The organism is Agromyces sp. GL_144, assembly GCF_057834305.1.
In genome coordinates, this window is the sequence record NZ_CM174399.1 from 2,420,056 (window position 1) to 2,446,055 (window position 26,000).

A 26,000-nucleotide genomic window follows, 5' to 3' on the forward strand; every position below is an offset into this window, starting at 1 on the left:
TCCGCCTGCGCTGTGAAACCGTGGCGTCCAACGCCGATGGGGGTCGGCCGATGGGGGCAGGATGGCGAACCGGGCCGATGAACGCCGGAGTTCCGACGTGCGCGAAGACCGTCCGCCCGACCCGGGTGCCGGCGTCGACCCGCGACCCGAACCGCTGCGGCCACGGCGCCGGGCACGTGGCATCCGCCGGGTCCTCACCCTGCCGATCGCGATGGTCGGGGCCATCGCCGTGACCCTCGGCATCGCCCAGCCGGCCGAGGCCGCACCGCAGACCTCGAAACGGCAGGCGAAGGCGAAGGCGAGCACGGCCGGTGCCGAGCGCGCGGCTGCGGTCGCGGCGGTCGCCGCACCGGCGGAGGTCACCGTCGCCGCTGGAGACACCGTCAGCGGCATCGCCGAGCGCTACGGCCTCGCCACGGCGGAGGTGCTCGCCGCGAACGGCCTCGGCTGGTCGAGCCTCATCTTCCCCGGCCAGCGGCTGGCGCTGCCCGGCGGGTCCGCGCCCGAGGCGGAAGAGCCCCCTCCGGCGCCCGATCTGGCACGGCACACGGTCGTCGCGGGCGACACGATCATCGGCATCGCCGAACGGTACGGGCTGGATGTCGCCCAGGTCCTGAGCGCCAACGGGCTCGGGCGGTCGAGCCTGATCTTCCCGGGCGAGTCCATCGTGCTTCCGCCGGTCGGCGGTGCATCTGCGCCGGCCGCGCAGCCCGGGCCGGCACCGGAGCCCGTCGTCGCCACCCCGGTCGCCGACACCGCACCCGCGGCACCCGCGGCACCGGCCGAGCCTCAGCCGGATCGGCCGGCGACCCTCAGCGACGAGATGCGGGCGAACGCGCAGCTCATCATCGACGTCGGCCGTCAGCTCGACGTGCCCGACGGCGGCATCGTCGCGGCGCTCGTCGCAGCGGCGCAGGAGTCGGGGCTGAGAAACGTGCCCGCCGGCGATCGCGACTCGCTCGGCCTGTTCCAGCAGCGACCGAGCCAGGGATGGGGCACGCCCGAGCAGGTGCTCGACCCCGCCCGCGCGGCACGCGCGTTCTACGGCGGATCCGACGGACCCAACGTCGGCCGCGCGCCAGGACTGCTCGACCTCCGCGGCTGGGCCGACATGCCGGCGGATGTCGCGGCCCAGGCCGTGCAGAAGTCGGCGCATCCCGAGCACTACGCCAAGTGGGTGAACGCCGCACGCACGTGGCTCGCCGAACTCGGCTGAGTCACCGGCCGACACGGCACGACCTCACGGCGTCGTCGAGCCCGCGGCATCCGGGCCGTGAAGGATCGCAAAGCATCACGAAGCCGTTTCGATCGCGCCGCCATCGGTGTGTAGTCGGCTCGCGGCATGCGGGAGTTCGTACACTTCTCTGGTGACCACCGCGCCCGTCGACCCGATGATCGGCCGTCTCATCGACGGCCGGTACCAGGTGCGCTCGCGCATCGCGCGGGGCGGCATGGCCACGGTCTACCTCGCCACCGACCTGCGGCTCGAACGCCGCGTCGCGATCAAGGTCATGCACGGCCACCTCGCCGACGACAACACGTTCAAGAGCCGGTTCGTGCAGGAGGCGCGCTCGGCCGCACGCCTCGCGCACCCCAACGTCGTGAACGTGTTCGACCAGGGTCAAGACGCCGACATGGCGTACATGGTCATGGAGTACCTGCCCGGCATCACGCTGCGCGACCTCCTGAAGGACTACAAGAAGCTCACGCCCGAGCAGACCGTCGACATCATGGACGCGGTGCTCGCCGGCCTCGCCGCCGCGCACAAGGCCGGCATCGTGCACCGCGACCTGAAGCCCGAGAACGTGCTGCTCGCCGACGACGGCCGCATCAAGCTCGGCGACTTCGGTCTCGCCCGTGCCGCCAGCGCGAACACGGCGACCGGCCAGGCCCTGCTCGGCACCATCGCGTACCTCTCCCCCGAGCTCGTGACGCGCGGCGTCGCCGATGCCCGCAGCGACATCTACGCGGTCGGCATCATGATGTACGAGATGCTCACCGGCGAACAGCCGTACGTGGGCGAGGCGCCCATGCAGATCGCGTACCAGCACGCGAACGACCAGGTGCCGATGCCGAGCACGAAGAACCCCTCGGTTCCCGCCGAACTCGACGAGCTCGTGCTCTGGGCGACGACCCGCGACCCCGAGGCGCGTCCGCGCGACGCACGCGAGATGCTCGACCGGTTGCGCGAGGTCGAGCCCGCCATCCGCCACGGCATCGATCCGACCGCGACGATGGTGCTCTCGAACGTTCCCGCGCGCCTCACGACCCCGACCGCCGCGACGACCGTCCTGACCGGCGCCGTCGCGGCCGGCGCGCTCGCGGCCCCGTCGACCCCGCCGCTGTCCGACGCCGACGGCGGCGGGCCAGATGCCGCCGCGCTCACCGAGGTGTCGGCGCGCCGCCGCCGCCGCGGCTACTGGATCCTCGCGCTCGTGCTGCTGCTCACCGGCCTCGCCGCCGGCACCGGGTGGTACTTCGGCAGCGGGCCGGGCTCGTACGTCTCCGTTCCGCAGACCGTCGGCCAGACGCCCGGCGAGGCGCACGCCCTGCTGGTCGACGCGGGCTTCGAGGTCGTCGACGCCGAGCGCACCGATCCCGAGATCCCCGCCGGAGCGGTCGCCGGCACCGATCCCGGCGGGGGCGAGCAGGTGAACCGCGGCTCGAAGGTCACGCTCTACGTCTCCACCGGGCCGCAGATCCTCGACGTGCCCCAGGTCGTCGGAACGCCAGAGGCCGACGCCCGCGACCAACTGTCGGACTTCACCGTCGCGAAGGACGCCGTCGAGCAGTTCTCCGGCGACGTCGAGAACGGCTCGGTCATCGCCGTGCTCGACGCCGACGGCGCTCCCGTCGGCGAGACGTACGCGGAACGCGGCAAGCTGACCCTCGTCGTCTCGGTCGGCGCGGTTCCGCCCGTCGAGGGTCTTCCCGCCGACGAGGCCGAGGCGAAGCTCACCGACGCCGGGCTCACCGTGACCTACAAGGACCCGGTCTTCGACCCCGACGTGCCCGCGGACCACGTGAAGACGGCCGACTGGACCGCAGACCCCATGGTGCCCGGGTCCACGGTGGAGCTCACGGTCTCGAAGGGGCCGGACCTCGTGGCCGTGCCCGACGTCGTCGGCAAGACCATGAGCGACGCGAAGAGCGAGCTCGAAGAGGCCGGATTCGCGGTCAGCTACAGCCTGCCCGACCTGTTCCTCGACCTGGCGAAGGTCACCTCGACCGATCCGCCGGCCGGAGAACAGGCCGTTCGCGGGTCCACTGTGACCATCACCGGCCAGCTCACGCTCTGAACCGCCGGCGTCGACGCGCCATCTCGTCGCCGTGCCGTGCCGCGTCGGCGACATCAGGGCAGACGACGAGGCGCGGCATCCGCTCGCCTTCTCTCGAAAGCGGAGCGGATGCCGCGCCGTGGCCGATCAGCGCGCCGAGAGCTCCTCGGCGACCAGGAACGCGAGCTCGAGCGACTGCATGTGGTTCAGGCGCGGGTCGCAGAGCGACTCGTAGCGCGTGGCGAGCGTCGCCTCGTCGATGTGCTCGGACCCGCCGAGGCACTCGGTGACGTCGTCGCCCGTGCAGCTCGACGTGGATGCCGCCGGGGAACGTGCCCGCCGCGCGGTGCGCCTCGAAGAAGCCCTTGACCTCGTCGACCACGTCGTCGAAACGACGGGTCTTGTAGCCGTTCGGCGTCGTGATGCCGTTGCCGTGCATCGGGTCGGTGACCCAGAGCGGCGTGGCGTCGCTCGCCTTCACGGCCTCGAGCAGCGGCGGCAGTCCGTCGCGGATCTTGCCTGCGCCCATGCGCGTGATGAAGGTGAGGCGACCCGGCTCGCGGTTCGGGTCGAGCTTGTCGATGAGCTCGAGCATGGTCTCGGGCGACGTGGTCGGGCCGAGCTTCACGCCGATCGGGTTGCGCACCCGCGAGAGGAAGTCGACATGCGCGCCGTCGAGCTCGCGTGTGCGCTCGCCGATCCAGATGAAGTGCGCCGACGTGTCGTAGGGCGTGCCCGTACGCGAGTCGATGCGCGTCATCGGCCGCTCGTAGTCCATGAGCAGGCCCTCGTGCCCGGTGAAGAACTCCGTGTGCCGCAGCGCCTCGAAGTCGGCGCCGCAGGCGTCCATGAACTTCACCGCGCGGTCGATGTCGCGCGCCATGATCTCGTAGCGCGCGTTGGCGGGGTTCGCGGCGAAGCCCTGGTTCCAGGAGTGCACCTGGCGGAGGTCGGCGAACCCGCCCTGCGTGAAGGCGCGGATGAGGTTCAGCGTCGACGCGGCCATGTGGTACCCGCGCACCAGTCGCGCAGGGTCGGCCTGACGGGACTCGGGCGTGAAGTCGTAGCCGTTGACGATGTCGCCGCGGTACGCCGGGAGCGTGACGTCGCCGCGCGTCTCGGTGTCGCTCGAGCGGGGCTTGGCGAACTGCCCGGCCATGCGCCCCATCTTGACGACCGGCATGGACGCGCCGTACGTGAGCACGACGGCCATCTGCAGCACCGTCTTCACGCGGTTGCGGATCTGGTCGGCCGTCGCCCCGGCGAAGGTCTCGGCGCAGTCGCCGCCCTGCAGGAGGAACGCCTCGCCCCTGGACGCGGCCGCGAGGCGGTCGCGGAGGTTGTCGACCTCGCCGGCGAACACCAGCGGAGGCAGCGAGGCGAGCTCGGCGGATGCCGCGGCCGCGGCCACGGCGTCGGGCCACACAGGCTGCTGCTTGATCGGCAGCGTGCGCCAATAGTCGAGGCCGTCGATCACGGAGGGATCTGCATTGACGACGGGCTCGACGAGCTGTACCACGGATATGTCCTGAGGGTTTCGGGGCGCGATGCGCCGGGATGAGAAATCGGCGGCGCGATCGCGCCACCGCTTCTCGAGCCTACCGCGATTGCGGAGCGCGCTGCTCCCGCACCGAGCTCGCGTATACGTCGACGTACTCCTGCCCGCTCAGCCCGCGGAGCGAGTGCACGAGCTCATCGGTCACGGAGCGCAACACGAAGCGATCGCCCTCGAGACCGTCGAACCTCGTGAAGTCGATCGGCTCGCCGATGATGAGGCCGATGCGGCGCACCTTCGGCAGCCGCGTGCCGATGGGCATGACGGTCTCGGTGCCGATCATCGCGACCGGGATCACCGGGACGCCGGCCTCGAGCACCATGCGCGCCACGCCCGTGCGGCCCCGGTAGAGCCGCGCATCGGGGCTGCGGGTGCCCTCGGGGTAGATGCCGAGGATGCCGCCACCGCCGAGCACCCTGAGCCCCGTCTCGAGCGACGCCTCGGACGCCTTGCCGCCGGAGCGGTCGATGGGCAGCTGACCGGCCGCCTGGAAGAACATCTTCGTGGCCCAGCCCTTGAGGCCCTTGCCCGTGAAGTACTCGCTCTTCGCGAGGAACACGACCGGCCGGTCGACGACGAGCGGGAGGAAGATCGAGTCGATGAACGAGAGGTGATTGCTCGCGAGCACCACCGGGCCCGTCTTCGGGACGTTCTCGAGGCCGACGATCCAGGGCCGGAAGATCGCGAGCAGGATCGGCCCCACCACGATGTGCTTCATGATCCAGTAGAACATCGACTGCCTCTCCCGCCGTTTGAACCCTACCGCCGCAGCGGCTCAGGCGTGCTCGGCCACCCAGACGCGTGCGAGGTCGGCCGCGCCGACGACGCCGGCGTCGTTGACGAGCTCGGCGATCACGAAGTCGGGCTCGGGGTGGTACCCGCGCGCCGGCAGGTGCTCGATGTACGCCTCGCGGATCGGGCCGAGCAGCAGTTCGCCCGCCGAGGCCACGCCGCCGCCGAAGACGAAGCGCTGGGGGTCGAGCACCGCCGACAGCGACGCCGCGGCCTCGCCCAGCCAGTGGCCGAGCTGACGCAGGGCCGCGATCGCGCCCGGGTCCTCGGTCTCGATCATCGCGCCGACAATCTTGCCGTCGAGCGCGCCGTGCAGGTCGCGGGCGCGGGCCAGCTGCAGCCCGATGCCGCCCGCGTCGGCGATCTCGTTCGCGAGGCGCAGCAGCGCGCGTCCTGAACCGTACATCTCGAGGCATCCGCGCTGCCCGCATCCGCAGGGGAGGCCGCCGGGGACGACCCGGAGGTGGCCGAGCTCCGCGCCGGCGCCGAACCCGCCGCGGAACAGCCGGTCGCCGGTCACGATCGCACCGCCCACGCCGGTGCCGATGGTGAGCATGACCATGTCGCTCACGAGCCGGCCTGCGCCGAACCGGAACTCCGCCCAGCCCGCCGCGTTCGCGTCGTTGTCGACGACGACCGTGCCGCCAACGCGCGCCTCGAGCTTCGCGCGGAAGGGCTCGTTGCGCCAGTCGATGTTCGGCGCGTAGTACACGGTCGACTGGGCCGCGTCGATGAATCCGGCGGCGGCGACGCCGACGGCGAGTTCGGACTCGTCGGCGCCGTCGGACAGGGCGCGGATCATCTCGACGACCGCGTCCTCGAGGAGCGCGGCATCGCCGGCCGGGGTCGGCACCCGCTCGTGCCGGACGATCGCGCCCGCCTCGTCGACGACCGCCCCCGCGATCTTGGTTCCGCCGATGTCGATGCCGATCGCGTGCACGGTGGATCGCCTTTCGTGGGTGGGAGCTGTCGAATCGCCCTGCAGGCCGCCCAGCGGGCGGGGCCCGCGGCGGGGCAACCACTAGAGTGTAGTAGACCGGTCAACCCCTACACCGACCGTCGCCCCCTGTATGACTTACCGGTGCCGAAGGAGCTACCGTGATCCAGTTCGATACCCCCGCCGTCGTCCCCGCCGACCCCGAAGCGAACACGACCGACCTGCTGGTCGACCGTGTCGCGGCGACCCCCGACTCCGTGCTCTTCTCGCTTCCGACCGCCGACGGCGGCTGGTCGCCCGTGACGACCCGCGAGTTCTACGACCAGGTGATCGCCCTCGCCAAGGGCTTCGTCGCGGCCGGCATCCAGCCCGGCGACAAGGTCGGCCTCATGAGCAAGGTCCGCTACGAGTGGACCCTCATCGACTTCGCCATGTGGTTCGCCGGCGGCATCCTCGTGCCCGTCTACGAGACCAACTCGCCGACGCAGGTGCAGTGGAGCCTCAGCGACTCGGGCGCCGTCGCCGTCATCCTCGAGACCGCCGACCACTTCGCACGGTTCGACGAGGTGCACCCCGACCTCCCGGCCATCGGCAAGGTGTGGCAGATCGACCTCGGCGACCTCGACAAGATCGCGGCCGCCGGCACCGGTGTCGCCGACGACGAGATCGAGCGCCGGCGCAACCTCGCCCGCGGCTCCGACATCGCGACCCTCATCTACACCTCGGGTTCCACCGGCAAGCCCAAGGGTTGCGTGCTCACGCACTCGAACTTCGTCGAGCTCTCCCGCAACGCCGCGGTCGCGCTGAAAGACGTCGTGCTCGACCCCAACGGCGCGTCGACCCTGCTGTTCATCACGACCGCGCACGTGTTCGCCCGCTTCATCGCCGTGCTGAGCGTGCACGCCGGCGTCCGCGTCGGCCACCAGGCCGACACCAAGCAGCTCCTCCCCTCGCTCGCGAGCTTCAAGCCGACCTTCCTCCTGGCCGTGCCGCGCGTGTTCGAGAAGGTCTACAACGTCTCCGAGCAGAAGGCCGAGGCCGGCGGCAAGGGCAAGATCTTCCGCGCCGCCGCCGAGACCGCCGTGGCCTACTCCACGGCGAAAGAGGCGGGCTCGCCCATCTCGCTCGGCATGAAGCTCAAGTTCAAGCTCTACGACACCCTCGTCTTCTCCAAGCTGCGCACGGCCATGGGTGGCAACGTCAAGTACGCCGTGTCGGGTTCGGCGCCGCTCGGCCCGCGCCTCGGGCACTTCTACCACGCGCTCGGCATCACGATCCTCGAGGGCTACGGCCTCACCGAGACCACCGCACCCGCGACGGTGAACCTCACCACGCGTTCGAAGATCGGCACGGTCGGCCCCGCACTGCCGGGCGTCTCGGTGCGCATCGCCGACGACGGCGAGATCCAGGTCAAGGGCGTCGACGTCTTCACGGAGTACTGGAACAACCCCGAGGCGACCGCAGACGCGTTCGACGGCGAGTGGTTCAAGACCGGCGACCTCGGCTCGTTCGACGACGAGGGCTTCCTCACGATCACCGGTCGCAAGAAGGAGATCATCGTCACCGCGGGCGGCAAGAACGTGGCGCCCGCCGCGCTCGAAGATCCGATCCGGGCGAACCCGCTCATCGGCCAGGTCGTCGCGGTCGGCGACCAGAAGCCGTTCATCTCGGCACTCATCACGCTCGACCCCGAGATGCTCCCGGTCTGGCTGAACAACAACGGCGAGGACGCCGGCATGAGCGTCGAGGAGGCCGCCGTGAACCCGGCGGTCCTCGCCGAGGTGCAGCGGGCGATCGACACGGCGAACGAGAACGTGTCGCGGGCCGAGTCGATCCGCAAGTTCGCGATCCTGACGACCGACCTCACCGAGGCCAGCGGGCACCTGACCCCGAAGCTCAGCATCAAGCGCAACGTGATCCTCGAGGACTTCGCGACCGAGATCGAAGGCATGTACTCGGGAGCTCCGGCGACCGAGGGGCACTCGATCATCCGCTGATCCGAACCCCGAAACGGGCCCCGCATCTCGTGCGGGGCCCGTTTCGTCGTTCAGGCGGTCTTCGCGGTCCGGGCCGGAATCCGAATGCCGGTCAGAACCAATCCGACTCCCGCACGGCGCGCATCGCCGCCCGGCGCTCGTCCTTCTCGAGGCGGTCGAGGTAGAGCAGCCCGTCGAGGTGGTCGGTCTCGTGCTGCAGCGCCTGTGCCATGAGCCCGGTGCCCGAGAGTTCGATCTCATTGCCGTCGAGGTCGATGCCCCGCACCCTGGCGAACGGGTACCGCGGCGTCTTCTGCCAGAGACCCGGCACCGAGAGGCATCCCTCGTCGAGCAGTTCGAGGTCGCCGGATGTCTCGACGATCACGGGATTCAGGATGTAGCCGACCTCGCCGTCGACGTTGTAGCTGAACGCCCGGAGGTTCACCCCGATCTGCGAGGCCGCCACCCCGGCCCGGCCCGGGATGCGGACGCTGTCGACGAGGTCGGCGACGAGCGCGCGAACGCCGTCATCGATCTGTTCGACGGGGGCGGAGACGGTCTTCAGGACTGGGTCGCCGAACAGGCGAATGGGTCGTTCCGGCAATGCCGCTCTCTTTCAATGGCCGCCGCGGTCGACCGGCAGCCCCTCCACGACGAGCGCGGCGAGCTCGCGTGCGGCGTGGCGCGTGATGGGACGCAGTTCGTCCCAGTGCACCACGGAACCGGCGGCCAGTTGGGGGTCGTAGGGGATGCGCACGATCTCGCGCACCCTGGACTGGAAATGGGCTTCGATCTCGTCGACCTTGACGAGGTGCGTGCCCTGGGTCGCGAGGTTGATCGCGACGACGGCGTTGCGCACCAGGTCGCCGAAGCCGTTCGCCTCGAGCCACGTGAGCGTCTCGGAGGCGAGCCGCGCCTCGTCGACGCTGCCGCCCGAGACGATCACGATCGAATCGGCGCGCTGCAGCGTCGCACGCATGACGGAGTGGACGATGCCCGTTCCGCAGTCGGTGAGTACGATCGAGTAGTAGCGGGCCGCGAGTCCGGCCACGACGTTGTAGTCGTCGTCGTCGAACGCCTCGGAGAGCGTCGGGTCGGTGTCGGAGGCGAGGATGTCGAGGCGGGTCTCGTCTCGGGAGACGAAGGCCGAGAAGTCGGTGTAGCCGCCGATGGACGGCGCCTTCGTGACGACGTCGCGGACCGTCTCGCGCGTCTGCCGGTCGACGCGTTCGGCCAGGGTGCCGCGGTCGGGATTGGCGTCGATCGCGATGATGCGGTCGTCGCGCGCGTCGGCCATGGCCATGCCGAGCAGGGTCGTGATCGTCGTCTTGCCGACCCCGCCCTTGCGGGTGAGCACCGGGACGAACCGCGCTCCGCCGTCGAAGCGACGTTGGATGCGGGCGCTGAGCTCTTTGTAGGCACGGGCCTTCGCCGAATCGCCGAGGTTCACGAGATGCAGCGACGCCTCGTAGACGAAACGGTTGAAGCCGCCGTGCGGCGCCGGTCGCGTCGTGCGGTTCAGGTCGATCAGCCGATCGGCCGTGAGCGACTCGGAGGTCTCGGGGACCTCGGCCGGGCCGGCATCGGACGGGACGTCGACGATCGCCACGTGACTGCCCGTGTCGGTGCTCACGCGCTCCCGACGGGTCTTGGACGCATCGGCGGCGAGCAGTGCCCCGTAGGGCGATGCATCGGCGTGCGCTCCCCCGCGGTAGGCGCCGGCCAGGGCCGGGGTCATCACGTCGACCGAGGTCGTCGTGGGCCCGCCCGCGAGCCCGCCGGGGTCGACGGCCACGTCGTCGATCGCGACGGCGACCTCGTCGTCGGGCATGACCGGCCGTGGGGCCGGCGGAAGGTCGACGTGGATGTTCAGGCTGTCGGGAATCGCGCCCGCGGTATGCGCGCCTCGTGCGTCGGATGTCTCCGTCGCCGTCGTGCGCCCCGAACGCCGAACCCCCGTGCGGTCTTCTCCGGAATTGTCAGCCACCGAATCCCCTCCTCAGTGCGAACACGAGCGCGCGTCGCCGCGAACCCACGCCCAGCCTACAGTGGACGGACCACCACGAGGAGGTCGCCGGCCTCCACCTGCTGGGTCTTCGGGATCGCGACGCGCTCGATGGCTCCGGCGACGGGCGAGGTGATCGCGGCCTCCATCTTCATGGCCTCGATGCTCGCCACGCTCTGGCCGACGGCGATCTCGGCACCCGGCTCGACCTGCAGCGTGACCACGCCGGAGAACGGGGCGGCGACATGACCCGGCTGCGAGGCATCCGCCTTCTCGGCCGTTCGCGAGTCGACCTCGATGCTGCGGTCGCGCACGAAGACGGGACGCAACTGGCCGTTGAGGATGGTCATGACGGTGCGCATGCCCTTGTCGTCGGCCTCGCCGATGGCCTCGAGTCCGGCGTACAGGCGCACGCCGCGGTCGATCTCGACGACATGCTCGGAGCCCTGCCGCAGGCCGTAGAGGTAGTCGAGGGTGTCGACCGCCGAGAGGTCGCCGAACAGCTCCCTGATCTGCTCGAACTGGCGCGTCGGCGCCGGGAACAGCAGGTTGTTCAGCATCGCGCGACGCTCGATGCCCTCGCCCTCGAGGGCGGCGCGCTGCTCGGACGTGAGCTCGGTGACGCCGATGCGCACGTCGCGGCCCGCGAGGACTTTCGTGCGGAAGGGCTCGGGCCAGCCGCCCGGGAGGTCGCCCAGCTCGCCGGCCATGAAGCCGACGACCGAATCGGGCACGTCGTACTTCTCGGGGTTGGCGGCGAAGTCGGCCGGGTCGGCCTTGACGGCCGCCAGGTGCAGCGCGAGGTCGCCGACCACCTTGGACGAGGGCGTGACCTTGGGCACGCGCCCGAGGATGTCGTTCGCCGCGGCGTACATGTCCTCGATGAGTTCGAAATCGTCGGCGAGTCCGAGCGCGATGGCCTGCTGACGCAGGTTCGAGAGCTGACCGCCGGGGATCTCGTGGTGGTAGACGCGTCCGGTCGGGCCCGGCAGGCCCGACTCGAACGGCTTGTAGATGCGGCGCACGGCCTCCCAGTAGGGCTCGAGGTCGGCGACCGACTGCAGCGAGATGCCCGTGTCGCGCTCGGTGTGCGCGAGCGCCGCGACGAGCGAGGACGCCGACGGCTGGCTCGTGGTGCCCGCCATGGGCGCGCTCGCGACGTCGACGGCGTCGACGCCGGCGCGGCTCGCCGCGAGCAGCGTGGCGAGCTGGCCACCGGCGGTGTCGTGCGTGTGCAGGTGCACCGGCACGTCGAACCGCTCGCGGAGGGCCGCGACGAGCTTCTCGGCGGCGGCCGGCCGGAGGAGCCCGGCCATGTCCTTGATCGCGAGGATGTGCGCGCCCGCGGCGACGATCTCGTCGGCGAGGCCCAGGTAGTAGTCGAGCGTGTACAGGTCTTCGGCCGGGTCGAGCAGGTCGCCGGTGTAGCAGAGGGCGACCTCGGCGACCGCGGTGCCGGTCGCGAGCACGGCGTCGATCGCCGGGCGCATCTGGTTCACGTCGTTGAGCGCGTCGAAGATGCGGAAGATGTCGACACCGGTGGCGGCCGCCTCGCGGACGAACGCGTCGGTGACCTCGGTCGGGTACGGCGTGTAGCCGACGGTGTTGCGGCCGCGGAGGAGCATCTGGATCGCGACGTTCGGCAGCGCCGCGCGGAGCGAGGCGAGACGTTCCCACGGGTCTTCACCGAGGAAGCGGAGCGCGACGTCGTAGGTCGCACCGCCCCAGGCCTCGACCGAGAGCAGCTGCGGCGTCATGCGGGCGACGTACGGTGCGACGGCCACCAGGTCTTTCGTGCGCACGCGCGTCGCGAGCAGCGACTGGTGCGCGTCGCGGAAGGTCGTGTCGGTGACCGCGAGCGGGGTCTGCGCGCGCAGCTCAGCGGCGAACGCCGCGGGGCCGACCTCGAGCAGGCGCTGACGCGAGCCCGCCGGGGCGGCCGCGGCGAGGTCGATCTTCGGGAGCTTCTCGGTGGGGCTCACCGTCGTCGGCGCGGCGCCGTTGGGCTGGTTCACGGTGACGTCGGCGAGCCAGTTCAGGATCTTCGTGCCGCGGTCCTTCGACACGCGCCCGCGCACGAGCTGAGGGCGCTCGTCGATGAAGGACGTGCTGAGATCGCCGGCGACGAACGCCGGGTCCTCGAGCACGGCCTGCAGGAAGGAGATGTTCGTCGAGACGCCGCGGATGCGGAACTCGGCCAGGGCGCGCTTCGAGCGGGCGACGGCCGACGGGTAGTCGCGGGCACGGCAGGTGAGCTTCGCGAGCATCGAGTCGAAGTGCGGGCTGATCTGCGCACCGGGGTTGATGGTGCCGCCGTCGAGGCGGATGCCCGCGCCGCCCGGCGAGCGGTAGGTCGTGATCTTGCCGGTGTCGGGGCGGAAGCCCGCGGTGGGGTCTTCGGTCGTGATGCGGGTCTGCAGTGCGGCGCCGCGCAGCCGGATGTCGCCCTGCTCGAGCCCGAGCTCGGCGAGCGTCTCGCCTGCGGCGATGCGCATCTGCGAGACCACGAGGTCGACGTCGGTGACCTCTTCGGTGACCGTGTGCTCGACCTGGATGCGCGGGTTCATCTCGATGAAGACGTGTTCGCCCGCTCGCTCGCCCGCGGTGTCGAGCAGGAACTCGACCGTGCCGGCGTTCACGTAGCCGATGGACTTGGCGAACGCGATCGCGTCGCGGTAGAGCGACTGGCGGATCTCGTCGGAGAGGTTCGGCGCCGGGGCGATCTCGATGACCTTCTGGTGACGACGCTGCACCGAGCAGTCGCGCTCGAAGAGGTGCACGGTCTCGCCCGTGGCGTCGGCCAGGATCTGCACCTCGATGTGGCGCGGGCGCAGCACCGCCTGCTCGAGGAACATGGTGGGGTCGCCGAATGCGCTGTCGGCCTCGCGCATCGCCTCTTCGAGCGAGCCGCGCAGGTCGTCCTTCGTGTTCACACGGCGCATGCCGCGACCGCCGCCGCCGGCGACGGCCTTGGCGAAGATCGGGAATCCGATGTCATCGGCCTGGGCGACGAGCGCCTCGACGTCGCGCGAGGGCGGCGTGGACTTCAGCACGGGAACGCCGGCGGCGATGGCGTGCTCCTTGGCCGTGACCTTGTTGCCGGCCATCTCGAGCACGCGGGTCGGAGGGCCGATGAAGGTGATGCCGGCCTCGGCCGAGGCCTGGGCGAGTTCGGGGTTCTCGGAGAGGAATCCGTAGCCCGGGTAGATCGCGTCGGCGCCGGACTCCTTCGCGACGCGGATGATCTCGGACACGTCGAGATAGGCACGCACCGGATGACCCGGCTCACCGATCTGGTACGCCTCGTCGGCCTTCAGGCGGTGCAGCGAATTGCGATCCTCGAAGGGATACACCGCAACGGTCTTCGCACCGAGTTCGACGGCCGCCCGGAACGCCCTGATGGCGATCTCTCCGCGGTTGGCTACCAGGATCTTCGAGAACATGCAGGCCTTTCGGTGGGGGTTTCCGCACAGCGAACGTTTAGGTTTCGCCCAAGCAATAGAGGTAGCGTATCTGTTCGTGCACGTACTCAGCGTCAGTTCCCTCAAGGGCGGTGTCGGCAAGACGACCGTCACCCTCGGACTGGCGTCGGCGGCGTTCGCCCGCGGCGTCCGAACCCTCGTCGTCGACCTCGATCCGCAGTCCGACGTCTCCACCGGCATGGACATCCAGGTCGGCGGCCACCTCAACGTGGCCGACGTGCTCGCCTCCCCCAAGGAGAAGATCGTCCGCTCGGCGATCGCGCCGAGCGGTTGGGCCCGCTCGAACCCGCAGTCGACCATCGACGTCATGATCGGCAGCCCGTCGGCGATCAACTTCGACGGGCCGCATCCCTCGATCCGCGACATCTGGAAGCTCGAGGAGGCCCTCGCCAACGTCGAGGCCGACTACGAGCTCGTGCTCATCGACTGCGCGCCCTCGCTGAACGCGCTCACGCGCACCGCGTGGGCCGCGAGCGACCGCGTCGCGGTGGTGACCGAACCCGGCCTCTTCTCGGTGGCCGCCGCCGACCGCGCGCTCCGCGCGATCGAGGAGATCCGCCGGGGTCTCTCCCCTCGCCTGCAGCCGCTCGGCATCATCGTCAACCGCGCACGCGTGCAGTCCCTCGAGCACCAGTTCCGCATCAAGGAGCTGCGCGACATGTTCGGCCCGCTCGTGCTGTCTCCGCAGCTGCCCGAGCGCACCTCGCTCCAGCAGGCGCAGGGCGCGGCGAAGCCGCTGCACATGTGGCCGGGCGAGAGTGCAGAAGAGATGTCGTCGAACTTCGACCAGTTGCTCGAGCGGGTGCTGCGCACCGCCCGCATCGGCGACTACTCCAACGCCCCGCTCGAACTCGAGACGCCCGCGCACTGACCCGGTCGAGCCGATCCGCATCCCACTCGGATGCCCGGACTCGACGCTCCGCGCACGATCGGTCGCCACGATCGGATGCCGCGAACGCACCGAGGCGCGACCTCGAATGACGGGCTCCGCCTCAGCGGGGTCGTGCGTGCGGACGTGGACCGCTAGGAGATGCGGCGCGACTTCGCGCCGCGGCGCGCGGCGAGCTCGTCCATGGGGTCGGCCGGCTGCGTGTCGAGCTCGACGAGCGAGTTCTCGACCTCGCGCAGCACCTTGCCGACGGCGATGCCGAAGACGCCCTGGCCGCGATTGACGAGGTCGATGACCTCGTCGTCGGAGGTGCAGAGGTAGACGCTGGCGCCGTCGCTCATGAGCGTCGTCTGCGCGAGGTCCTGGATGCCGGACTCGCGGAGCTGCGTGACGGCCGTGCGGATCTGCTGCAACGAGATGCCGGTGTCGAGCAGTCGCTTGACGAGCTTCAGCACGAGGATGTCGCGGAACCCGTAGAGCCGCTGCGACCCGGACCCGGCCGCTCCGCGCACGGTGGGCTCGACGAGCTGCGTGCGAGCCCAGTAGTCGAGCTGACGGTAGCTGATGCCGGCCGCGCGTGCGGCGACCGCGCCGCGATACCCGGTGCCGTCGTCGTGTTCGGGCATGCCGTCGGTGAAGAGGAGTCCGAGGTCGTAGCGGTCGCGCTCGCTCCGGTCGAGCTCACTCATGCGATCCCCTCACTCTCGGCCTCTCACCCCGTCGGGGCATCGTCCACGCTACCGAGCGGAGAGGGCCGAACCAAACACATCGGGCCGAACGTCACGGCGTGTCGCGAGGGTCTTCGGCAGATGCTCAGTGCGCGAGCCTCGCGAGCGCGGAACGCACGGCCTCCGCCCGCACGGTCTCGAGCTGCGACGCGAGCTCGGCCGCCCGTTCGGAGACGCGCGCCTTGCCGGCGGCGTCGGGGCGACGCGATGGCGCGAGCGCCCGCTCGATGAGGGCCGCGTCGCGCTCGGCGGCGGCCCGCAGGCCGCGCAGGTGCCGCGGTTCGATGCCCACCTCGCGAAGCGTCGTGAGCGCCTTGAGCACGCCGAGCGCCTCTTCGTCGTAGGGCTCGGCCGGCGAGATGAGCGATGCGGAAACGGCCTCGTCGAGCAGGCCGCGCGGCGCGCGCGCGGCCGCGATGAGCTCGTCGCGCGCGAATCGACGGGCGCCGAGGAATCCGCGCGCGTCGGTCGCGCCGGGCAGCGCCGGCGTCTCGCCTGCGTCGATCGCCTCGAGATGCGCGCGGATGACCTTCAGCGGGAGGTAGTGGTCGCGTTGCATCGACAGCACGAGCGTGATGCGATCGACGTCGGCCGTCGAGAACTTGCGATACCCCGCCGCGGTGCGTGCGGGGAAGACGAGGCGCTGCTCCTCGAGGAATCGGAGCTTCGACGGGGTCAGGTCGGGGAACTCCGGCTGCAGCCGCGCGAGGACCTGACCGATGCCGAGCAGTGGGGCCTGGCCGCTCGCGTGCGCAGGGGCGGCGTGGCCCGACACTAGCTGCTCGCCAGCGGTGCCAGGTCGCGACGCGATGCGTAGAACGTGAGCCGGAACTTGCCGATCTGCACCTCGGCGCCGTCGCTCAGCAGCGCGGTCTCGATGCGGACGCCGTCGAAGTAGGTGCCGTTCAGCGAGGAGAGGTCTTTCACCTCGAACGCGGTGCGATGCCGGTGGAACTCGGCGTGACGCCGGGACACGGTGACGTCGTCGAGGAAGATGTCGGCGTCGGGGTGCCGGCCGACGGTCGTCACGTCGGTGTCGAGGAGGAAGCGAGCACCGCTGTTGGGCCCGCGGCGCACGATGAGCAGCGCCGACCCGGACGGCAGCGCCGCGATCGCCTCCTGCTCTTCGGCCGTGATGTCGGCGTCGACCAGGGAGAGCTGCGCGGCAGCCTCGCGGCTGAAGCCGATCGTCGTGCCGGCCGTGTTGCTGTCGCCGAACTCGCCGTTCGATGTCGTGCGGTCGCCCTCAGCGCCGCCTGCCTGTGTCATGTCGGTATCCGCCACGCTAGCCTCCCTGTTCAAGCGTATCCGATCGGGACTCATCCGACACCAGTGGAATGCGGATGACTCGTGCCGTCTCGATCGCATAGATGATGCCCGCCCACCAGTAGAGGAAGGCGCCCCAGATCGTGATGGCCCAGCCGATCGGGGCGCTCACCGGCTGCACTGCCGGGAACGCGAGGCCGAGCATGATGACGGGCAGCCCGAAGAACAGGGCGAACGTGGCGACCTTGCCGAGCTGATGCACCGGCAGCGGGCCGTAGCCGTGGTTGGCCAGGACCACGCCGAGGATGAGCAGGAAGACGTCGCGCGCGACGATGACGACCACGATCCACCAGGGCACGAGTGAGTTCGCGGCGAGGCCGACGAGCGCGGCGAAGATGTACAGGCGGTCGGCCGCGGGGTCGAGGAGCTGCCCCAGCCTCGTGATCTGGTTCAGGCGCCGCGCGAGGTATCCGTCGAGCAGGTCGCTGAGGCTCGCGGCGACCAGGATGACCAGCGCGGCGACGTACGAGCCGTCGATGACCGCCCACAGGAAGAAGGGCACGAGCACGAGCCGGAGCATGCTGAGGAGGTTCGGGATCGTCCAGATCTCCGTTCCGACCGCCCCCGCGCTCCGCCCAGCCACGATTCGATCCTATCGACCCGTAGAATCGCGCCATGACTCCCCTCGCCGTGTGTCTGGTGCTCTTCGCCCTCGTGACCGCCGGAACCTGGATCATGTCGGTCATCACGCACGAGTACTCGTGGGTCGATCGCATCTGGTCGATCGTGCCGGTCGCCTACGTCTGGGTGTTCGCCGTCGCGGGCGGATTCGACGCGCGACTCGTGCTGATGGCCGTGCTGGTCACCGCGTGGGGCGCCCGCCTGACGTTCAACTTCGCGCGCAAGGGCGGGTATCGTCCGGGCGGCGAGGACTACCGCTGGGCGATCCTGCGCGAGCGGATGCCTCGACCGGCGTTCGCGGCGTTCAACCTGTTCTTCATCTCGATCTACCAGAACGCGCTGATCCTGCTGTTCTGCCTCCCGGCGCTGACGGTGTACGAGTCCGCTCGACCGGCGCTCGGCGCGTGGGACCTCGTCGTCGCGGCCGTGTTCCTCGCCTTCCTGGTCGGCGAGACGGTCGCCGACCAGCAGCAGTGGCGATTCCATCAGTGGAAGGCGGCCGAGCGGGCCGCAGGCCGCACACCGGCCCCGGGGTTCCTGCAGACGGGCCTGTTCGCCGTGTCGCGGCATCCGAACTTCTTCTTCGAACAGGCGCAGTGGTGGGCGTTCTACGGCTTCGCCGTGGTCGCCACGGGCGTGTGGCTGCAGTGGAGCATCGCCGGCGCGGTGCTGCTCACGCTGCTGTTCATCGGGTCGACCGTGTTCACCGAGTCGATCTCGCGCGGCAGGTACCCCGAGTACGACGCGTACCGGGCGCGCACCTCCCCCATCGTGCCGTGGTTCCCGCACGCCGTGCACGCCGACGAGACGGCGACCGCCGCACGCGGCTGAGCCTTCGGTTCAGAGACGCTCGCGGAGCGCGGGCCAGGCCTCGGCGAACCGCGGATGCAGCGGCAGCGCCTCGACCTCGTCGACGGGCACCCACGCCAGCGCGATCGATTCCGGGTCGCTCACGACGGGCTCGAACCGGCGATCGGCGTCGGCGACGACCGTCGTGTACGACCAGTAGCCGAGGTCGAGCACGCTCGTGTAGCGCACTGCGAGCGTGTCGGGCGGGACCCCGGCCTCCTCGCCGGCTTCGCGTACGGCCGCCTCGAGCGGGGTCTCGCCTTCGTGGCGCGCGCCGCCCGGCATGCCCCAGGTGCCGCCGAAGTGGCTCCAGACCGCCCGGTGCTGCAGCAGGACCTCGCCCTGGGGGCTCACGACGAGGAGCCCGGCCGCACCGAATCGCCCCCAGTACCGTGCACCGTCGGGCCCTTCGACCCAGCCGTCGCCGCTCGTTCCGCTCATGCCTCCAGCATGACGTACGCGCCCCGGCGGGTCGTCACGGAGCGTCTTCGGGCGGGGCGACCGCATCGGCGAGGTCGTCGAGGAATCGGATGATCACGGCCTGCTGGGCCTCGTCGTAGGAGTCGGCGACGCGCTGCAGCCGTTCGTGCATGCGGCCGAGCGTCCGCCTGATGCGGTCATGCGCTCCCGGGAGCGTCTGCAGGAGCAGGATCCGGCGGTCGGTGGGGTGCGGGATCCGCGTGAGGTCGCCGCTGCCCACGAGGCGCGCGACGAGCTTGACGGTCGCCGCGGTCGTGATGCCGAGCTCTCGGGCGAGGCCCGCGCTCGTGGCCGACCGCCCCGACCGCTCCTCGCCGATGATCCAGCGCAGGGCGGCGACGTCGGTGTCGCCCATGTCCATGTCGATCCGGAGGCGCCGGCGCATCTCGGCTTCGGCCGCGCGATGGCGGCGCACCGCCTCGAGGACCGCCACGGTCGAGGCATCCGCCGTCGCGAACCAGTAGCGATCGGCGTTCGAACTTTCGGTGGTTCCGGTGGGCACGCGCCAATGCTAGCGTTCATGTCACTAACCAAGTTAGCGATATCTGGGAGTGAGCATGACCGACACGATCGATCTCAGGGAATTCGTCGACGATGACGTCGTCCTCCTCGACGAGGCGGGCGAGCCGATCGGCCGGGTGGCGAAGAGCGCCGCCCACGGCCCCGACACCGCCCTGCACCTCGCCTTCTCCTGCCACGTGCTGAACGCGGCGGGCGAGGTGCTCGTCACCCGGCGGGCCCTGACCAAGCAGGCATGGGCGGGCGTGTGGACCAACTCGTTCTGCGGGCATCCTCGCCCGTCGGAACCGCTGCTCGCGGCCGTGCGGCGGCGGGCGGAGTTCGAACTCGGCCTCGAACTCGACTCGATCGAACTCGCCCTGCCCACCTTCCGCTACCGCGCGGTCGACGCCGACGGCACGGTCGAGAACGAGATCTGCCCGGTCTACCTCGCGACCGCCTCCGGCGAGCCCGAGCCGAACCCGCGCGAGGTCGTCGACCACGTCTGGGTGCGCCCCGACGAGCTCCGCCGTGCCATCGACGCCGCCCCATGGGCGTTCAGCCCCTGGCTCGCGCTCCAGGCCGACCAGCTGGAGCTCTACCGTGCCTGACGTCATCGACGCGGCCATCGAGGTCGAACTCGGCGCGATCTTCGCCGACGCCGGCAGACGTGCCGGCGACCTCGACCCCCACTACGCGGCGCTCTGGCGCTCGCTCGCCGATCAGAGCTCGGGCGGCAAGCGCATCCGACCGCAGCTCGTGCGCCTGGCCTACACCGGCTTCGGCGGCGATGACGACGCACTGGCGACGCGGGTGGCCGTCGCCTTCGAGCTGCTGCACACGGCCTTCCTGATCCACGACGACGTCATCGACCGCGACACCGTTCGTCGCGGCGACCCGAACATCGCCGCGGACTTCGCCGCACGCGCCATCCGGCACGGCGCCGACGAACGCATGAGCGGCATCTGGGGCGAGACGGCGGCGGTGCTCGCCGGCGACCTCGCGCTCAGTCGCGCCCACCGCGAGATCGCACTGCTGCCCGTCGACGCGCAGCGTCGGGCACGGCTGCTCGACATCCTCGACCGAGCGGTGTTCGTGTCGGCCGCCGGCGAGCTCGCCGACGTCGTCAACGCGGGCGGGGTCGGGCCGACGAGCATGTCGCGCGTGCTCGCGACGCTCGAGCAGAAGACCGCGGTGTACTCGTTCGAGTGCCCGCTCGCCGCCGGTGCGGTGCTCGCCGATGCGCCACCCGCGGCGATCGCGGCCCTCGAACGATTCGGGCGGTTCGTCGGCGTGGCCTTCCAGATCACCGACGACGTGCTCGGCGTCTTCGGCGACCCGGCCGTCACCGGCAAGTCCGCCTCCTCCGATCTCCGGGAGGGCAAGCGCACCGCGCTCATCGCACATGCGGCGACGACCGCCGAGTGGCCCCTGATCGCGGCGGGCCTCGGCGACCCGTCGCTCGAGGAGGCCGACGCCGAGCGCATGCGCTCGGCCCTCCGCGACTGCGGCGCCCTCGACGCCGCGGTTCGGCTCGCTGAAGAGCAGGTCACGCTCGCCATGTACGAGCTCGAGGCGGCCGACCTGCCCGGCGACCTCGCGGGCGGGCTCGGGGCGATCGCGCGGCGCGCCGTGGAGCGTGCGCGATGAGGGCCGGACCGAGCCTGCTCGAACGCTACGACGAGACCGCGGTCGCGAGCGCCGCGACGGTCATCGGCCGCTACTCGACGTCGTTCGGCGCCGCGGCCCGCATGCTCGATCCGGCGACGAGGCGGGGCATCCGCTCGATCTACGCGCTCGTGCGCGTCGCCGACGAACTCGTGGACGGAACGGCGGATGCCGCGGGGCTGACGCCGCCCGAGCAGCGGTGCCTGCTCGACGAGCTCGAGTCGGAGACCGAGGCGGCCATGCTCTGCGGGTACTCGACGAACCTCGTCGTGCACGCATTCGCGCGCGTTGCGCGGGCCTCGGGCATCGACCTGACGCTCACCCGCCCGTTCTTCGCATCGATGCGCCGCGACCTGGACCCCTCGCCGATCCGCGAGGGGGAGGTCGCCGCGTACATCCACGGCTCGGCCGAGGTCGTCGGGCTCATGTGCCTCGCGGTCTTCCTGGCGGCCGAGCCCCGCGATCCCGCCCGACGGAGGCGACTGGAGGCCGGTGCGGTGCACCTCGGTGCCGCGTTCCAGAAGATCAACTTCCTGCGCGACCTCGACACGGACTGGCGAACGCTCGGCCGGAACTACTTCCCGTGGTGCGACCCCGAGGGCTTCACCGAGGCCGACAAGGCACGCATCCTCGACGACATCGATCACGACCTCGATCTCGCGGCCGCGTCGATGCCCGAGCTGCCGCGGCGCGCGCGGGTCGCCGTGCAGACGGCGCACGGCCTGTTCGCCGAGCTCTCGCTGCGCTGCAGGGACACCCCGGCCGCTCGGCTCATGACGACCCGCATCCGGGTTCCCGACACCGTCAAGCTCGTGATCGTCCTGCGGTCGGTGGCCGGCTCCATGCCCGTCACGAGGGGTCGTGCGCGATGATCGACGGTTCGGAACGGATCGTGGTCATCGGCGGCGGCATCGCCGGGCTCGCGGCATCCGCCCTGCTGGCCCGCGACGGGCATCGCGTGACGCTGCTCGAGGCACGGGACGAGCTCGGCGGGCGGGCGGGGTCGTGGTCGCGCGACGGGTTCCGGTTCGACACCGGGCCGTCGTGGTACCTGATGCCCGAGGCCTTCGAGCACTTCTTCCGGCTCTTCGGCACGAGCGCCGCCGAGCAGCTCGACCTCACGCGGCTCGACCCCGGCTACCGGGTCTACGCCGACGGGTACGACGACGCGATCGACCTGCGGGGCTCGCGGCGCGAGAACGTCGAGCTGTTCGAGTCGATCGAGCCGGGTGCCGGCGCGGCGCTGGGACGCTACCTGGATTCGGCGTCGTCGACGTACGACATCGCCATGCGGAGGTTCCTGTACACGAACTTCGACGGCGTTCGCGGCCTGCTCGCTCCCGAGGTGCTGCGCGGTACGGGACGGCTCGCGCACCTCCTGACGACCTCGCTCGAGCGCTTCGCGGCGCACTCGGTGCAGGATCGCCGCCTCCGCCAGGTGCTCGGGTACCCCGCCGTGTTCCTCGGGTCGTCGCCGTCGGCGACCCCCGCGATGTACCACCTCATGAGCCACCTCGACCTCGAGCAGGGCGTGTTCTACCCCCAGGGCGGCTTCGCGGCCGTGATCGACGCCATCGCCGCGATCGCCGCCGAGGCCGGTGTCGATCTCGTGACCGGGGCGCGGGTGGACGCGATCGAACTCACCGACGATGCGGAGCCGGCGGTCACGGGCGTGCGCTTCCACGACGCGGGAGGCGCCGTGCACCGCGTGCCCGCGCACCGCGTGGTCTCCGCCGCCGACCTGCATCACACCGAGACCGCCCTGCTGCCCCCGCATGCGCGCACCCACCCCGAGTCGTGGTGGCGCCGCCGCACGTCGGGGCCCGGCGCCGTGCTGGCGATGCTCGGCGTGCGCGGCGAGGTGCCGGGGCTCGCGCATCACACGCTCTTCTTCACCGAGGACTGGCGCGAGAACTTCGGCCGCATCTTCGGTGCGGAACCGTCCATTCCCGACCCCGCATCGTTCTACGTCTGCCGGCCCAGCGCGACGGATGCCTCGGTCGCACCGCCCGGCGACACGAACCTGTTCGTGCTCGTGCCCGTGCCGGCCGACGTCGGCATCGGCCGCGGCGGCGAGGACGGTCGCGGCGATGCGCTCGTCGAGGCGACGGCCGATCGCGCGATCGCCCGCATCGCGGTGGCGACGGGCGTCCCGGATCTCGGCGAGCGCGTCGTCGTGCGGCGCACGGTCGGTCCGGCCGACTTCGCGACCGAGCTGAACTCGTGGCGCGGCGGGGCGCTCGGGCCCGCGCACACACTGCGGCAGAGTGCGTTCCTGCGCGGCTCGAACCGATCCCGCCGGGTGCGCGGCCTGCTCTACGCGGGTGGCACGAGCGTTCCGGGAATCGGCCTGCCGATGTGCCTGATCAGCGCGGAGAACGTCGTGAAGCGCGTGCGCGGCGACCGATCGTCGGGGCCGTTGCCGGAACCGGGGCCGCCGGATCCCGGGGCGGGCGCCGGGGCCGGGGTCGGCCTTCGCGCCGACGCCCGCGTGCGAGGCATCCGCTCGAGGGAGGGCGCGTGATCGGCTTCACCTACCTCACCCTGCTGCTCGTCTCGATCGCGGCGATCGCGGCGATCGACGTGCGCTGGCGACTCGCGTTCCGGCGCGCGCCGCTGGCCTCGACGATCGCCGTCGCCTGCGGCACCGCGCTGCTCCTGGCGTGGGACCTCGCCGGCATCGGCTTCGGCGTGTTCTTCCGCGGGGAATCGGCGTTCGCGACCGGGCTGCTGCTCGCGCCCGAGCTGCCGATCGAGGAACCCGTCTTCCTCCTCTTCCTCTGCCAACTCGCGCTCGTCTCGGTGCTCGGCGTCGAGCGGCTGCTCGAACGCCGTGCGCGGGCGGACGGGGGCGGGGCAGCCGTCGTCGCGGCATCCGATTCGGGGGTGCGCTCATGACCTACCTGCTCATCTGCCTGCCGTTCCTCGCGGTGTCGGCCCTCGTCGCGGTCGTCGCGACGGGGCGGATGCCGCGGGCCGCCCGCCGTCGCCGGTGGTCCGCGCTCGGCATCGCCGCCGTGCTGCTCGTGGCGCTCACGGCGGTGTTCGACTCGGTGATGATCGCCGCCGGGCTCTTCGGCTATGCCGACGGCACGAGGCTCGGCACGACGGTGTGGCTCGCCCCCGTCGAGGACTTCGCCTACCCGCTCGCGACGGTGCTGCTCGTACCGGCGGTCTTCTCGCTCGCGAGGCGACGCATCGAGACGGGCGTCGAGACGGGCACCCCGACCGTCGGGGAGCCGACCCGATGACCGGCCCGGCCCGCACCGCCCCGGCCACGCGCCTCGGCAGGGTCCTGCTCTCGAGCCGGCCGGTCAGCTGGATCAACACCGCGTTCCCGTTCGCGGCCGCGTACCTGTTGACGACGGGAACGGTCGGCCTGACCTTCGTGATCGGCACGCTGTTCTTCCTGATCCCGTACAACCTGCTCATGTACGGCGTGAACGACGTCTTCGACTACGAGTCCGACCTGCGCAATCCGCGTAAGGGCGGGGCCGAGGGCGCCGTGCTGGATCCGTCGCTGCACCGGGCCGTCGTCTGGGCGGGGGTTCTCACGGCGACCCCGTGCCTCGTCGTGCTCGTGTGGTCGGCCGGCACGCGGCATCCGCTCTCGTGGGTCGTGCTCGCGGCGAGCCTGTTCGCGGTGTTCGCGTACTCCGTGCCCGGGCTGCGCTTCAAGGAGCGGCCCGTGCTCGACTCGGCGACCTCGAGCTTCCACTTCGTGAGCCCCGCCCTCTACGGGCTCGCCGTGGCCGGGGCGGTCATGACGCCGCAGCTCGGCGCCCTGCTCGTCGCCTTCTTCTGCTGGGGCATGGCCAGCCACGCCTTCGGCGCCGTGCAGGACGTCGTGCCCGACCGCGAGGCCGGCATCGACTCGATCGCCACGGCGTTCGGCGCCCGCGCGACCGTGCGCGTCGCGCTCGGTCTCTGGGCTGCAGCGGGGATGCTCATGCTCGCGACCGCGTGGCCGGGGCCACTCGGCGCGCTGCTCGTGCTGCCCTACCTCGTCGCGGCCTGGCCGTACCGATCGATCTCCGACGCGCGTTCCGGCGAGGCGAATCGCGGATGGCGGCACTTCATCGCGCTGAACTACGCGGTCGGATTCCTCGTGACGATGCTGCTCATCTGGTGGGCGGCCGTGCGCGCGTAGGCTGAGCGCATGCCCGCGCCAGGAGACTCCCCCGTGCGCATCGACGCGTGGCTGTGGGCCGTGCGGCAGTTCAAGACGCGTTCGGCCGCGACGGCCGCATGCCGTGCCGGACATGTGCGCGTCAACGGCGAGCGGGCGAAGGCCGCCCAGACCGTGCGCCCGGGCGACGAGGTGCGCGTGCGCGTCGAGGGCTTCGACCGTCACCTCATGGTGCGGCTGACGCTCGTGAAGCGCGTGTCGGCCACCGTCGCCGCGACCGCGGTCGAGGACCGCACTCCCCCGCCGCCGCCCCGCGAGAGCGTGCCAGTCGTGCCGGTGCGAGACCGTGGTGCCGGCCGGCCGACGAAGCGCGAGCGGCGAGACCTGGAGCGCCTGCGCGGGCGCGACGGCTGACGCCGCGAGTCGACACCGCGACGGCCGATGGGACGACGGCGTAGCCTGAGGCCATGGAGAGATCGTTCACCCACGAACCGGATGCCGACCGCTACGTGCTGCGGTTGAACGACGAGATCGCGAGCGTGCTCGACTACCGCGTGCTCGGCGACGCCGTCGCCATGACCCGGGCCTTCACGAACCCGCCGTATCGCGGATCCGGGTACGCGGGCGAGCTCGTGGCGTTCGCCGTCGACGATGTCGAGGCGAATTCGTCACGGCATGTCGTGCCGAGCTGCTGGTACGTGGCCGAGTGGTTCGACCGGCATCCCGAACGCGCAGCACTGCTCCGCCCGCGCACGGCCTGAGCGGCGGCGACTGGCGGAGCAGGACG

25 protein-coding genes and 1 pseudogene are annotated in these 26,000 nt (G+C 71.1%); 14 read left to right on the plus strand and 12 right to left on the minus strand.

Translation table 11 applies throughout. The features are described from left to right. The first annotated feature begins 97 nt into the window (after positions 1–97). Together AC3IPY_RS11010 and pknB are read left to right on the plus strand one after the other, a co-directional pair. Positions 98–1,216 carry a LysM peptidoglycan-binding domain-containing protein gene (locus AC3IPY_RS11010; RefSeq protein WP_489184337.1) on the plus strand — a complete coding sequence of 373 codons (1,119 nt, stop codon included), beginning with the start codon at positions 98–100 and terminating at the stop codon, positions 1,214–1,216. Between the two features lie 151 nt (positions 1,217–1,367). Then, on the plus strand, positions 1,368–3,299 hold the full coding sequence (gene pknB / locus AC3IPY_RS11015) for a Stk1 family PASTA domain-containing Ser/Thr kinase (RefSeq protein WP_489184338.1): 1,932 nt from the start codon (positions 1,368–1,370) through the stop codon (positions 3,297–3,299). A gap of 126 nt (positions 3,300–3,425) precedes the next feature. On the opposite strand, the pseudogene AC3IPY_RS11020 reads toward pknB, so the two are convergent. From AC3IPY_RS11020 to AC3IPY_RS11030, 3 genes and pseudogenes are all read right to left on the minus strand, one after another. Next, positions 3,426–4,755: pseudogene (locus AC3IPY_RS11020) on the minus strand (class II 3-deoxy-7-phosphoheptulonate synthase). Positions 4,756–4,876: 121 nt separating this feature from the next. Then, positions 4,877–5,566: a lysophospholipid acyltransferase family protein gene (locus AC3IPY_RS11025; RefSeq protein ID WP_489184339.1), complete on the minus strand. Its 690-nt coding sequence runs from the start codon at positions 5,564–5,566 to the stop codon at positions 4,877–4,879. A 42-nt stretch (positions 5,567–5,608) separates the two neighbouring features. Then, on the minus strand, positions 5,609–6,565 hold the full coding sequence (locus AC3IPY_RS11030; protein WP_489184340.1) for an ROK family glucokinase: 957 nt from the start codon (positions 6,563–6,565) through the stop codon (positions 5,609–5,611). Positions 6,566–6,723: 158 nt separating this feature from the next. Here AC3IPY_RS11030 and AC3IPY_RS11035 point away from each other — a divergent pair, with 158 nt between their 5' ends. Beyond that, positions 6,724–8,559, plus strand: coding sequence for an AMP-dependent synthetase/ligase (locus AC3IPY_RS11035; RefSeq protein WP_489184341.1), 1,836 nt, complete (start codon positions 6,724–6,726; stop codon positions 8,557–8,559). Between the two features lie 91 nt (positions 8,560–8,650). On the opposite strand, the gene def is transcribed toward AC3IPY_RS11035, so the two are convergent. From def to AC3IPY_RS11050, 3 genes are read right to left on the minus strand one after another with little or no spacing between them, the layout of a single operon-like run. After that, on the minus strand, positions 8,651–9,142 hold the full coding sequence (gene def / locus AC3IPY_RS11040) for a peptide deformylase (RefSeq protein ID WP_489184342.1): 492 nt from the start codon (positions 9,140–9,142) through the stop codon (positions 8,651–8,653). Between the two features lie 12 nt (positions 9,143–9,154). Further along, positions 9,155–10,525, minus strand: coding sequence for a MinD/ParA family ATP-binding protein (locus tag AC3IPY_RS11045; RefSeq protein WP_489184343.1), 1,371 nt, complete (start codon positions 10,523–10,525; stop codon positions 9,155–9,157). A gap of 56 nt (positions 10,526–10,581) precedes the next feature. Beyond that, positions 10,582–13,986: a pyruvate carboxylase gene (locus AC3IPY_RS11050; protein ID WP_489184344.1), complete on the minus strand. Its 3,405-nt coding sequence runs from the start codon at positions 13,984–13,986 to the stop codon at positions 10,582–10,584. A 76-nt stretch (positions 13,987–14,062) separates the two neighbouring features. Here AC3IPY_RS11050 and AC3IPY_RS11055 point away from each other — a divergent pair, with 76 nt between their 5' ends. Continuing rightward, positions 14,063–14,896: a ParA family protein gene (locus AC3IPY_RS11055; protein ID WP_489184345.1), complete on the plus strand. Its 834-nt coding sequence runs from the start codon at positions 14,063–14,065 to the stop codon at positions 14,894–14,896. Positions 14,897–15,048: 152 nt separating this feature from the next. Here the strand turns inward: AC3IPY_RS11055 and AC3IPY_RS11060 are convergent, their stop codons facing one another. The 4 genes from AC3IPY_RS11060 to AC3IPY_RS11075 form a co-directional block, all read right to left on the minus strand. After that, positions 15,049–15,603, minus strand: a complete 555-nt coding sequence (locus AC3IPY_RS11060; protein ID WP_489184346.1) for a MerR family transcriptional regulator — start codon at positions 15,601–15,603, stop codon at positions 15,049–15,051. A 124-nt stretch (positions 15,604–15,727) separates the two neighbouring features. Continuing rightward, positions 15,728–16,417, minus strand: a complete 690-nt coding sequence (ftsR, locus tag AC3IPY_RS11065) for a transcriptional regulator FtsR (RefSeq protein WP_489184347.1) — start codon at positions 16,415–16,417, stop codon at positions 15,728–15,730. Next, the gene (locus AC3IPY_RS11070) at positions 16,417–16,911 is read right to left on the minus strand and encodes an FHA domain-containing protein (RefSeq protein WP_489184348.1); all 495 of its coding nucleotides are present in this window, start codon (positions 16,909–16,911) and stop codon (positions 16,417–16,419) included. Before AC3IPY_RS11070 ends, ftsR begins: the two co-directional genes overlap by 1 nt. 16 nt (positions 16,912–16,927) lie before the next feature. Further along, positions 16,928–17,551, minus strand: a complete 624-nt coding sequence (locus AC3IPY_RS11075; RefSeq protein WP_489184349.1) for a CDP-alcohol phosphatidyltransferase family protein — start codon at positions 17,549–17,551, stop codon at positions 16,928–16,930. A 32-nt stretch (positions 17,552–17,583) separates the two neighbouring features. On the opposite strand from AC3IPY_RS11075, the gene AC3IPY_RS11080 reads away from it, so the two are divergent. Continuing rightward, positions 17,584–18,420 carry a DUF1295 domain-containing protein gene (locus tag AC3IPY_RS11080; protein ID WP_489184350.1) on the plus strand — a complete coding sequence of 279 codons (837 nt, stop codon included), beginning with the start codon at positions 17,584–17,586 and terminating at the stop codon, positions 18,418–18,420. Positions 18,421–18,429: 9 nt separating this feature from the next. Here AC3IPY_RS11080 and AC3IPY_RS11085 read toward each other — a convergent pair whose 3' ends face one another. Beyond that, complete coding sequence (locus AC3IPY_RS11085; protein ID WP_489184351.1) at positions 18,430–18,879, minus strand: NUDIX hydrolase; 450 nt, start codon at positions 18,877–18,879, stop codon at positions 18,430–18,432. 34 nt (positions 18,880–18,913) lie between these two features. After that, positions 18,914–19,420, minus strand: a complete 507-nt coding sequence (locus AC3IPY_RS11090) for a MarR family winged helix-turn-helix transcriptional regulator (protein ID WP_489184352.1) — start codon at positions 19,418–19,420, stop codon at positions 18,914–18,916. Positions 19,421–19,475: 55 nt separating this feature from the next. Here AC3IPY_RS11090 and idi point away from each other — a divergent pair, with 55 nt between their 5' ends. From idi to AC3IPY_RS11135, 9 genes are read left to right on the plus strand one after another with little or no spacing between them, the layout of a single operon-like run. Beyond that, positions 19,476–20,027, plus strand: a complete 552-nt coding sequence (gene idi / locus AC3IPY_RS11095) for an isopentenyl-diphosphate Delta-isomerase (protein WP_489184353.1) — start codon at positions 19,476–19,478, stop codon at positions 20,025–20,027. Next, positions 20,020–21,066: a polyprenyl synthetase family protein gene (locus AC3IPY_RS11100; protein WP_489184354.1), complete on the plus strand. Its 1,047-nt coding sequence runs from the start codon at positions 20,020–20,022 to the stop codon at positions 21,064–21,066. Before idi ends, AC3IPY_RS11100 begins: the two co-directional genes overlap by 8 nt. Then, the gene (locus AC3IPY_RS11105) at positions 21,063–21,956 is read left to right on the plus strand and encodes a phytoene/squalene synthase family protein (RefSeq protein WP_489184355.1); all 894 of its coding nucleotides are present in this window, start codon (positions 21,063–21,065) and stop codon (positions 21,954–21,956) included. Before AC3IPY_RS11100 ends, AC3IPY_RS11105 begins: the two co-directional genes overlap by 4 nt. After that, a complete protein-coding gene (crtI, locus tag AC3IPY_RS11110; RefSeq protein WP_489184356.1) occupies positions 21,953–23,608 on the plus strand; it encodes a phytoene desaturase family protein in 1,656 nt (551 codons plus the stop codon). The genes AC3IPY_RS11105 and crtI overlap by 4 nt, the downstream gene beginning before the upstream one ends. Further along, positions 23,605–23,982: a lycopene cyclase domain-containing protein gene (locus AC3IPY_RS11115; RefSeq protein ID WP_489184357.1), complete on the plus strand. Its 378-nt coding sequence runs from the start codon at positions 23,605–23,607 to the stop codon at positions 23,980–23,982. The genes crtI and AC3IPY_RS11115 overlap by 4 nt, the downstream gene beginning before the upstream one ends. Then, entirely contained in the window at positions 23,979–24,335 is a 357-nt protein-coding gene (locus tag AC3IPY_RS11120) for a lycopene cyclase domain-containing protein (protein WP_489184358.1), read from the plus strand. The genes AC3IPY_RS11115 and AC3IPY_RS11120 overlap by 4 nt, the downstream gene beginning before the upstream one ends. Continuing rightward, entirely contained in the window at positions 24,332–25,234 is a 903-nt protein-coding gene (locus AC3IPY_RS11125) for a prenyltransferase (RefSeq protein WP_489184359.1), read from the plus strand. The genes AC3IPY_RS11120 and AC3IPY_RS11125 overlap by 4 nt, the downstream gene beginning before the upstream one ends. Before the next feature lie 9 nt (positions 25,235–25,243). After that, on the plus strand, positions 25,244–25,627 hold the full coding sequence (locus tag AC3IPY_RS11130) for an RNA-binding S4 domain-containing protein (RefSeq protein ID WP_489184360.1): 384 nt from the start codon (positions 25,244–25,246) through the stop codon (positions 25,625–25,627). A gap of 53 nt (positions 25,628–25,680) precedes the next feature. Further along, positions 25,681–25,974, plus strand: coding sequence for a GNAT family N-acetyltransferase (locus AC3IPY_RS11135; protein WP_489184361.1), 294 nt, complete (start codon positions 25,681–25,683; stop codon positions 25,972–25,974). Positions 25,975–26,000 lie beyond the last annotated feature (26 nt).